Origin of the sequence: Phocaeicola coprophilus DSM 18228 = JCM 13818 (assembly GCF_000157915.1) — a bacterium.
GTDB lineage: Bacteria > Bacteroidota > Bacteroidia > Bacteroidales > Bacteroidaceae > Phocaeicola > Phocaeicola coprophilus.
In genome coordinates, this window is record NZ_EQ973636.1 from 58,662 (window position 1) to 68,520 (window position 9,859).

The 9,859-nt window shown below is 43.3% G+C and carries 8 protein-coding genes, 1 tRNA gene and 1 pseudogene; 3 read left to right on the forward strand and 7 right to left on the reverse strand.

Annotation, left to right across the window (positions count from 1 at the left end):
• Positions 1-480 precede the first annotated feature (480 nt).
• Together BACCOPRO_RS05980 and BACCOPRO_RS05985 are read left to right on the forward strand one after the other, a co-directional pair.
• Positions 481-792, forward strand: coding sequence for a helix-turn-helix domain-containing protein (locus BACCOPRO_RS05980; protein ID WP_008141863.1), 312 nt, complete (start codon positions 481-483; stop codon positions 790-792).
• Positions 793-825: 33 nt separating this feature from the next.
• Positions 826-1,128, forward strand: a complete 303-nt coding sequence (locus tag BACCOPRO_RS05985) for a helix-turn-helix domain-containing protein (protein WP_008141865.1) — start codon at positions 826-828, stop codon at positions 1,126-1,128.
• Between the two features lie 156 nt (positions 1,129-1,284).
• Here the strand turns inward: BACCOPRO_RS05985 and BACCOPRO_RS05990 are convergent, their stop codons facing one another.
• From BACCOPRO_RS05990 to sppA, 7 genes are all read right to left on the reverse strand, one after another.
• Positions 1,285-1,659, reverse strand: coding sequence for a virulence RhuM family protein (locus BACCOPRO_RS05990; RefSeq protein ID WP_008141866.1), 375 nt, complete (start codon positions 1,657-1,659; stop codon positions 1,285-1,287).
• Positions 1,660-1,662: 3 nt separating this feature from the next.
• Positions 1,663-2,895 carry a site-specific integrase gene (locus tag BACCOPRO_RS05995; protein ID WP_008141868.1) on the reverse strand — a complete coding sequence of 411 codons (1,233 nt, stop codon included), beginning with the start codon at positions 2,893-2,895 and terminating at the stop codon, positions 1,663-1,665.
• A 243-nt stretch (positions 2,896-3,138) separates the two neighbouring features.
• Positions 3,139-3,211 (reverse strand) — tRNA-Phe (locus tag BACCOPRO_RS06000).
• 207 nt (positions 3,212-3,418) lie between these two features.
• Positions 3,419-4,456 carry a thiamine-phosphate kinase gene (gene thiL, locus BACCOPRO_RS06010; RefSeq protein ID WP_008141871.1) on the reverse strand — a complete coding sequence of 346 codons (1,038 nt, stop codon included), beginning with the start codon at positions 4,454-4,456 and terminating at the stop codon, positions 3,419-3,421.
• Positions 4,457-4,464: 8 nt separating this feature from the next.
• Positions 4,465-5,274: a purine-nucleoside phosphorylase gene (locus BACCOPRO_RS06015; RefSeq protein ID WP_008141873.1), complete on the reverse strand. Its 810-nt coding sequence runs from the start codon at positions 5,272-5,274 to the stop codon at positions 4,465-4,467.
• Positions 5,237-6,337 carry a tetraacyldisaccharide 4'-kinase gene (gene lpxK, locus BACCOPRO_RS06020; protein WP_008141875.1) on the reverse strand — a complete coding sequence of 367 codons (1,101 nt, stop codon included), beginning with the start codon at positions 6,335-6,337 and terminating at the stop codon, positions 5,237-5,239. Before lpxK ends, BACCOPRO_RS06015 begins: the two co-directional genes overlap by 38 nt.
• 2 nt (positions 6,338-6,339) lie before the next feature.
• The gene (sppA, locus tag BACCOPRO_RS06025) at positions 6,340-8,109 is read right to left on the reverse strand and encodes a signal peptide peptidase SppA (protein WP_008141877.1); all 1,770 of its coding nucleotides are present in this window, start codon (positions 8,107-8,109) and stop codon (positions 6,340-6,342) included.
• Between the two features lie 458 nt (positions 8,110-8,567).
• Here sppA and BACCOPRO_RS06030 point away from each other — a divergent pair.
• Positions 8,568-9,670, forward strand: a pseudogene (locus BACCOPRO_RS06030) (IS4 family transposase).
• Positions 9,671-9,859: the final 189 nt, after the last annotated feature.

The window sequence follows — 9,859 nt, forward strand, 5'->3', positions numbered from 1 at the left end:
CAGGGCAATCGGTGTGGAATGCGGTATTTTTCCTGTTTGATGAAACAATGAACCGGGGATTCAAACAGTTACTGATTTATTGACTTGAATATTTACTGACTTAATGTCGTATTGTCGTACTGTAGTAAATATTCATGTCGGTGAATTATTGAAGGAACACTTCTTTGCTTCCTTATCTAATCAATGGCTTGGAAAAGTGATGAAGTAAGGTTACATGGAAATAAACCATTCCTTATCCATTGCTATGGACATTTATTGAATCAGGTTCATAGATCTTTTATTCTGTAATTCATTGTTGGATGGAGTCCCTGAATATAGGAATATTTGCAGAAAAGGATATGAAAGTGGCCTCATAACTAGGATAATCAGCGCCACATGCTGCCAGTTAGGCGGAAACCATTGCCTTTCAGAATATATGGCTTTTCTTTGTCGCAAACAACGAAAAAAGAATAAACATCAATCAACAAAAAAGGAAACGATATGGAATTTGTAGGAATAGAAAAACAACTGTTTGAGGAATTGATGCGTAAGTTTGAATACTTTGAGCATCGGGTCATGGAAATTTGCAACCGGGAGAACGACAGGACGCTGCACAAGTGGATGGACAATCAGGACGTGTGCCGGTATCTGAACATCTCGCCCCGCACCTTGCAGACACTCCGTGATAACGGTACCCTGCCTTTTTCTCAAATCAATCACAAGATATTCTATAAGCCGGAAGATGTGCAGGGTATCGTCAAGAAAGTTGAGGACAGAAGAAAAGAGGCTCTTTACAGAGGTCGTAACATATAACAGTTAAACAATAACCATTAAATCCATAATAACATGAGTGAACTGAGAACAGACAGCAGAGAATGGGTACACCGTATCATGGGAAGTCTTGACCGTATGCTGGTCGGGATTGAGAATCTGGCGGTCGGAAACCGTCCCGTGCTGGGCGGCGAACGCTATCTGACCGACAAGGAAGTGTCGGCACAGTTGAAACTGAGCAGACGTACGCTTCAGGATTATCGTAATGAAGGGAGAATATCCTATTACCAGTTAGGCGGTAAAATCCTTTACCGGGAGAGTGATATTGAGAAAATGCTTCAGGAGAATTATCGGGAAGCATATATGAGTAGTAAATAAAAGATAAGCATAAAGGCTGTGTGCCGGTTTGGATGAACCGATGTCACACAGCCTTTATGCTTGTATGATGAACAATTAGACATCTTCAGGCAAGCGGTTTATTAACCGCATAATTTGCGTCTTATTATCCGCATGAAACACTGAAATCAATATTTATCAGCATTTTAGATATGATTTATGATTACCATTCATCATGCAGATAACCATTGACTTTTCAGATTGGAACAGTCTGCTTATTATATACTCACGTAATTGTTGGGCCGGATAAGTATTAATCTGAAAGGCAAGCGCAAATATCATTTCCAGGTTATAGACTACCTGATACCCCTCTTTTAACGGAATACGTTGTTCTGCGGTGAATGGTTGCAATATCCCAAGTTTATATATTCTTCTTTTCGCAGCCCTTAAAGTCGGTGCAACTACATTGAACAAGCCGACAAGTTCGGCTTCGTCCATACGAATCTTATCAGAATGGACAGCAGGAATAACAATCCTGCCGTCCTCCGTTATATGGATAATTTCTCTTTTCATAAGCTATAGGCAATTTGAAAGTACATCCCTTACATTATTCATATCTTTCAGAATGGAACTGTCGAGTACCCTTGCATAGTGCTGCGTCATCTTGATATTGGAGTGACCGAGCATTTTGGCTACATTCTCAATGCTTACTCCATTGGCCAGACAGACAGATGTGGCGTACGAGTGGCGGGCGGTGTGTGTAGTCAGGTTCTTCTTTATCAGACACAGGTCGGCAATCTCTTTCAGGTAGCTGTTCATCTTCTGATTGCAGGGAACAGGCAGCAATACTCCTTTCTTTTTGCAGGCAGGATAATCTGCATATTTTCTCAGGATTTCCAAAGGAATATCCAGCAGCGGAATATTGCACATGTTCTTTGTTTTCTGACGTGGCTTCCTGATCCACAGGTTTCCGTTATTGTCTTTTACGATATGCTCAGGGGAAAGTTGTTGCACGTCGATGAAAGCTAATCCGGTAAAGGCGGCGAAAATAAAAACATCACGGACTACGGCGATTCGCTCCAAAGGAAACTCCTTGTGGTAGATAGTCAGCAGTTCGTCCATGGTAAGAAATTCACGGATTACTTCTTTTTCGTGGAACTTGATACCGATAAACGGGTCTTTGGCTATCCATTCATTGGCCAGTGCCAGATTGGTAATTTTCTTCAGACATTTCATATAACGGATAACGGTATTCTGCTGACATTCCTTTTCAGTCTTCAAATAAAATTCAAAGGCACGTACCAGCTCACCGTTGACTTCCACCAGCGGCAGATCATCCTTTCCGAATTTCTGTCTGATAAGTTCGGCAAGATAGCGCTTGCAGCTTTCATAACGGCGAACGGTAATCAGGGCGTAGTCTTTCCCGACCAGGGCACGGCATTGGTCATTGTGCTCTTGCATGGTACCGATAAGGGTGCGTACCGCTTCCGGTTCTTTGTCCTGTCCGAAAAATATTTCCTGTAACAGACGTGCCGTTATAGGCTGGTTCTGTTCTTCCAGCTCACAAAAAATCTGATGTAACTTGATTCTCGCATTTTCGATATAGGCATTCAGATCACATGATTTGCGGCTTTTGCCTCTGGCGGATTCCTTAGCCTGACTCCAGAGAGACGGGTCAATGCTTTTGCGGATGTTGTTTTCAACTCGCGTACCATCTACAGTGATACGCATACAAACGGATGCTTCTCCGTTTTTCAGCAGCTTGGTCTTCTTCAAGAAGAAAAGCACATTGAATGAACTTCTTTTCATTTTCCTACAGTTTTTAGTTTGGACAAAAGTAGGAAACCGACCACGTTTTCTTGATACGCAAAATATTGTAAATCAGTGAGAAAGGCTCTAATTCGGTGGAGATTTTTGCTCCACCTTTTATCTCCACCTTTTGCTCCACCTCGAACGGTAATATTTTGCCGTTTTTTGCGTGCTTGGGGAAAACAAAAAATCCCGATTTCGCTTGGAAATCAGGATTTTACTGTCTTTTGCTTTTCTTCAAAGTGGTGCCACCAGGAATCGAACCGGGGACACAAGGATTTTCAGTCCTTTGCTCTACCAACTGAGCTATGGCACCAATCTCTTTTGGTTTGCGGTTGCAAAGGTATGCAATATTTTTGATTGTGCAAACTTTTGGGAGGAAAAAACGCAGTTTAAGGTGCTGAAAGTTGGTTTTTGGATGTTTAATGTAAATGGGAGAGTGGAATATGCGATGAAAGATGAACAAGAAAAAAAGGTGAACGATGAAAAATAAGATTCCAATCGTTCACCTTTTTGACAGCTGTTATTGTTTAAGCGGGTTCCAGCCTTGCGCTTTGAGTTCCAGTTCGTTTCCGTCACGGGTAACTAATGCGCAGCCTAGTTCTGCTTTGGTGATGTGTCCGATGACTTTGACATCCTTGATTTGTGAAACAGCTTCGTGAGCCGTCAGTGGAACTGTGAACAGAAGTTCATAGTCTTCTCCACCATTCAATGCGCACGTGGTCAGATTCATGTTGAATTCTTCAGCCATGACCGCGGTTTGATAATCAATCGGGATTCTTTCTTCATAAACCCGGCAACCGGTTCCGCTCTGTGAACAGATGTGCATAAGTTCAGACGAAAGCCCGTCGGAAATGTCCATCATGGCTGTTGGCTTAATACCTGCCTTGGCCAGTGCCTCGATGATGTCCTTGCGCGCTTCCGGTTTTAGAATGCGTTCCAGCAGATATTCTTTTCCGGCAAAGTCCGGCTGAACATCTTTTTCTCCCTGGAAAACGGCTTTTTCGCGTTCCATGAGCTGGAGTCCCATGTAAGCAGCACCCAGATCCCCTGAAACACAGATCAGGTCTGTATCCTTGGCTCCGTTCCGATAGACCACCTGATCCTTGGGTGCTTCGCCGATGCAAGTAATCGAGATGGCGAGACCTGTAACAGATGAGGTGGTGTCACCTCCTACGATATCTACATGATGAAGCTGGCAGGCAAGTTTCAGTCCTTCGTAAAAGTCTTCCAGATCTTCGATGCAGAAACGTTTGGAAACGGCTAGAGAAACCGTGATCTGTTTCGGCGTTCCGTTCATGGCATAGATATCCGAAAAGTTGACCATGGCTGATTTGTATCCCAAATGTTTCAGCGGAGTGTAGACCAGGTCGAAGTGCACTCCTTCCATAAGCAGGTCGGTCGTTACCAGCACTTGCTTTTCCGGAAATTCCAATACGGCCGCATCGTCGCCGATGCCATATTTACTTTCCGGGTTTTCCAGTTTGATGTCTTGGGTGAGGTGTTTGATCAGTCCGAATTCGCCCAAGGTTGCAATTTCAGTTCGATTATTTTCGTGCATAGTTTTTGTTATGATCTGTTGATTAGTTCTTTCATGATGGTAGTCATGCGCGGCTGAGCTTCATCGGCAGCCTTTTGTACCTCTTCGTGGGATACTTCAACGATTTTTCCTTCTACGCCCAGGTCGGTAATGACTGACATGCCGAATACCTTGATGCCACAGTGATTGGCAACAATGACTTCGGGCACGGTAGACATGCCCACGGCATCAGCTCCCAGAATCCGGAACATTTTGTATTCAGAAGGTGTTTCAAATGTCGGTCCTTGAGTACCAATGTAAACCCCTTTCTGTACCTTAATTCCTTTTTCCTTTGCTATTTCGGTAGCTTTGTCAATGAGTTCCTTGGAATAAGCCTCGCTCATGTCCGGGAAGCGCGGTCCGTAATCAATGTTCTTGCCGCGTAACGGATGTTCGGGGAAGAAGTTGATATGGTCGGTTATGATCATCAGATCTCCAATTTCAAAGTCAGGATTGGTTCCTCCAGAAGCATTGGATACGAACAAAGTCTTAATGCCGAGTTCTCGCATGACACGTACCGGGAAGGTAACTTCTTTCATGGAATAGCCTTCATAGAAGTGGAAACGTCCCTGCATGGCCATAATGTCTTTATTTCCCAGTTTGCCGAAAATAAGTTTTCCGCTATGGCCTTCTACGGTTGAAACGGGAAAGTTGGGGATCTCGGCATAGTTTATTTCGTATTTCTCGGTAATCTCATGTACCAGACTTCCAAGTCCGGTTCCTAAAATAATGGCTGTTTCCGGATGGGTGTGCATTCTGGCCTTAAGAAAGGCTGCTGTTTCTTGAATCTTTTCTAACATATTCCTTGATTTTGAGGTTGAATAATTCTTCTTTTCCTAAAAACTTTACTTCAATGGGAAGTACTTCTATATAGGGCTTCAAAGCATCTTCCAGTAAAGGGTGACAGATCAGGCGTGCAGCATCTTTTTCTGTTGTAATAATACTTCGTTTCCCGGAAGGCAGTTCCCGGAAAGCATTATTTATTCGTGTCAGATCTGCGGCACTGAACTGGTGATGGTCTCCGAAGCAGAGCGGGTGAACATATTGGGTATGTTTTAAAAGCTCATGATGCAAAGGACCGGGGGAGGCGATACCTGTCACCAATAACAAATGTTCATCTGCCTGTATATCGTTAAGTTCCCGTTCAGGGCGACAGGCAAAAAGCGGTTGAAGCTTTCCGTATGCCATACGGGTGAAAAAGATTTCTTGTCCGGCTTGTGGATGTAGTTGTTCGCATATATGCTTTTCTTCTTTACTGTTAAGCTGCTCGGGACATTTGGTGATGATGAACATGTCTGCCCGTTGTTTGCCGCAAAGAGGTTCTCTCAAACGCCCGGCCGGGAGCAGAAGGTCATTCCAGACGGGTCGGTTGTAGTCGATCAGAAGGATGTTTAGTCCTGGTTTCACATACCGGTGCTGAAAGGCATCGTCCAGAATGATTGCTTCGGTAGGGGGAAGCACATGGTTGCTCATCAGTTGTTGAATACCGTGGCAGCGGTCTCGGTCTACTGCCACTCGGATCTCCGGATACTTGTGAGCCATCTGATAAGGCTCATCTCCAATCTCGTTTGCCGATGATTGGGGAGTTGCCAGCACAAAACCTTTTGATTGCCGTTTATATCCCCGGCTCAGAACGGCTATGTTATAGTCCTGTTGCAATAGCCGGATCATATATTCTGTGTGAGGGGTCTTCCCGGTTCCTCCGACTGTAATGTTGCCTATGTTGATGATGGGCAGGGGGAAACGCTGGGATTTCAGTATGCCGGCATCAAATAGAAAATTACGTAGCCGGACCCCGATCCCATATAAGAAGGAAAGGGGCCTCAGGCTCTGATAGATTTTGACAGCTGACGGTCTTCTCATAATTACTGGATACTGAGCTCAAAGGGGATTCGTGTTTGCAGACGATCTGCCTTATTCAGATTTTTCAATAAGGTGAAACCCTTGCTGAAATCACCGAATGTTGCTTCAACCTGGCTTTGGATATAACTGTCCTTGCGGGTTTTCATTAGAGTGGTCAAGAAGTCTTCCGGTTTAGGATAAGCTACAACATTATAATTCTCTATTTTGGCATGTTGGCTGGCTGCCTTCAGTGCTGTCTGGAGATTGCCCAGCTCGTCGACAAGTTTCAGTTCTTTCGCCATTGCTCCTGTCCAGACTCTTCCCTCTGCGATCTTTTTCAGATCTTCAATAGGCATGTTGCGTCCTTCTGCGCATCGTCTGGTGAAAAGTTCGTAGCCGTTGTTGACCGATTGCTGTATTAAGGCTTTTTCTTCAGCATTGAGCGGGCGTGCAATATTGCCCAGATCAGCCAGTTTGTTTGTTTTTACTCCGTCAATGTGCAAATCCAGTTTTTGGGTGACGAGTTCTGAAAAATCTGGAACCATACCGAATATGCCGATCGAGCCGGTTAAGGTTGTTGGCTCTGCTACAATCCAGTCAGCGGCACACGAGATATAATAACCTCCGGATGCTGCATAGTCTCCCATGGATACGATGACAGGCTTTTCTTCTTTAAGTAACTTGACTTCTCTCCAGATCTGTTCAGAACCGTATGCGCTTCCTCCCGGAGAATTGACACGTAACACTACGGCTTTGATGTTTTTGTCTTCCCGTAATTTGCGGAGGTCTGTGATGACTTTTTCAGAGTTAATGCCTTCTTCGTTATAATTGTAGGATGAAGAATTGTCGATTTCTCCGTATGCATAATAAACAGCAATAATGTTGCTGCTCTTATCTCGCGGTGTATTGCGTTTGACATTGATCATATCAGATAATGTCAATGTATGGAGCTTGTCTTTTTCTTTAAGTCCAATTTGTGATTTTAAGTAGGCGAGTACCTCGTCTTTATACATTAAAGTATCTGCCAGCCCATTGGCTATACATGAATCAGCCAGTTGGAAATCCATATATTGATCTGCCAGGATATTTAATTGTTCTTGAGTAAGCTGGCGTGACTGGGCGATGTCATCAGTCATTTGGTTCCAGATGGACTGTACAAACGCCTGTGTCTGTTCTTTGTTGGCCGGACTCATTTCTGTTCCGATCAGTGGCTCAACGGCGGATTTATAAGTTCCAACTCTGAATATTTGTACGTTAATCCCAACCTTTTTCAACAAATCTTTTACGAATAAAGTTTGTGCACTAAGGCCATGCCATGAAATGCTTCCTGATGGGTTGAGGATTATTTTATCGGCTATACTTGCCAGATAGTATCCGCTTTGAGAATATCCTCCTCCATAAGCGATAATAAATTTGCCACTTTCTTTAAAATCAGCAAGTGCTTGTCGTATTTCCTGCAAAGAAGCAGATCCGCAGCTGAAATTTCCAACGTTAAGATAGATGCCTTTTATTTGATCATTTTCTTTTGCCTTTGCAATAGAGGCAGAGATGTCGTTAAGTCCATAAACAGATTGCTCCTCATCTAATAGTTGATCGATAGGAGTTGGCTGATAACGTTCTGCAATGCTTCCCTGCAGATCTAGAACGAATACTGAATTGTTGTGCACAGTAGTTTCTGTTTCAGAGGAGGCTAGGAGGCCTGCAACACTGGCAATACCTATTATCATAAAGATAAATCCTGTAACTAATAAGCCCAGAATTGTAGCCAGGGTAAATTTGAAGAATTCTTTCATCGTTTTATCGTTTTGTAATTGTTTATAAACAACAAAGTTAGTTCTTTTATTGGAAAAAGCAAATGGCTTATGGGGAAACAAATCAATAAATGCCTGATGTTGACAAGTATTTAGAATTTGTTTCTGCCCATTCTCATTATTCCTTGTTGAGGGGACTCTGCTGGCGGATCAGCCAAACAAGGACGGAGCTGTAAGTTTCAAACTATCCTCTCCCTGCACAGTAAAATCTTAAATGTAGAAAAAATAATGTAGTGCAAAGCTTTCCGGCTTACATGAGATCTTTTGTGCTATAATGTTTGCTGGCTTTATGAGATTTCCAGTAAATATTAAGGTTGTCTGGGATTTTAGTAGATGACAAAAAATAAAATTCTATTGTTAAGCATTTAATTATCAATAGATTATATTTGCAAAAATCCCTGAAAATCAGTAACTTTAAAGAAAAGTTAGCCGCTTTCTCTATGAAGACTACTGATTCCAAGGACTTGGCCAAAGTTAACCAAATCCTCCCGATTATGCAAGAGTATTTTGGAAAATCGATGAATCTGGCCCGCATTAAGCTTATGGCTTATATGCTGCATGCACTTTGTGTGGTGCAGACTGTGAGCCTTCACAAACTGGCTTCGGCAATGCCTACGTCGGTTGAGCGTGATTCCAATCTGCGCCGCATTCAGCGATTCATCGCCAACTATGCCTTGAACCTCGACCTGGTGGCAATGATGATCTTCTCGTTGCTTCCTGTTAAGAATGGTTTGGTTTTGAGTATGGACCGCACCAACTGGAAGTTTGGAGAGTTCAACATCAATATACTCACCCTCGGCATTACCTACAAAGGTGTTGCCTTTCCATTACTGTTCAGTCTTTTGAACAAACGGGGCAATTCCAATTGGGAAGAACGCAAGGATATCATGGAGCGGTTCATCCGACTTTTTGGACATGACTGCATCGACTGCCTTGTGGCCGACCGCGAGTCATCGGCAAGGAGTGGATTGGATGGCTTAACGACAACAGGATTCGATACTATATCCGTATTCGGCAGGATATTGGGGTTGTCAAGCCCTCCACAGGAGAAAGAATCAGAGCGTGGTGGCTCTTCAATTCCCTTAAAGTCGGACAGGAGAAATTCTACTACAAGCTCTTTTTGCATAAAGGGCAGTATGTCTATCTTGCAGGAAGTCGAATCAAAAACTCTGACGGGATACCCGAACTTCAGATCCTGATCTGTTTCAATCGACCTGAAGATGGAGTAGCGACCTATAAAAAACGCTGGGAGATTGAAACGGCATTCCGTGCCATGAAATCTTCGGGCTTCAACATCGAGGACACCCACCTGCGTGACAGAGTGCGTATCGCACGTCTGTTTGCGATGGTCTGCATGGCTCTTGTATGGGCGTATCTCGTTGGTGAACATAAAGATATATACGTTAAACCGATAAAAATTCTGAAGCATGGGCGAAGGGCTAAGTCATTGGTCAAGTATGGTCTTGAGGAAATCTCAAACGTGCTTTTTCGACCGACATACACACCCAAATTCGATGTATTCAAATTTTTGTCATGTACTTAAGTCTGGGATTTTTAATTTGTATCAAGTTGCTCTGTTTGTATAGTCTTTTAGTAGGTATAAAGTATTCCTAGTTATATGGAATTGCTCGAATGAAATCCCTTGGCAGATGTAAAAATCTGTATGTGATTTCTCAATTAATATAGGGCTTACTACTTTGTCTGGGGCTTCCTGCCGGTATAAAACAGTTTT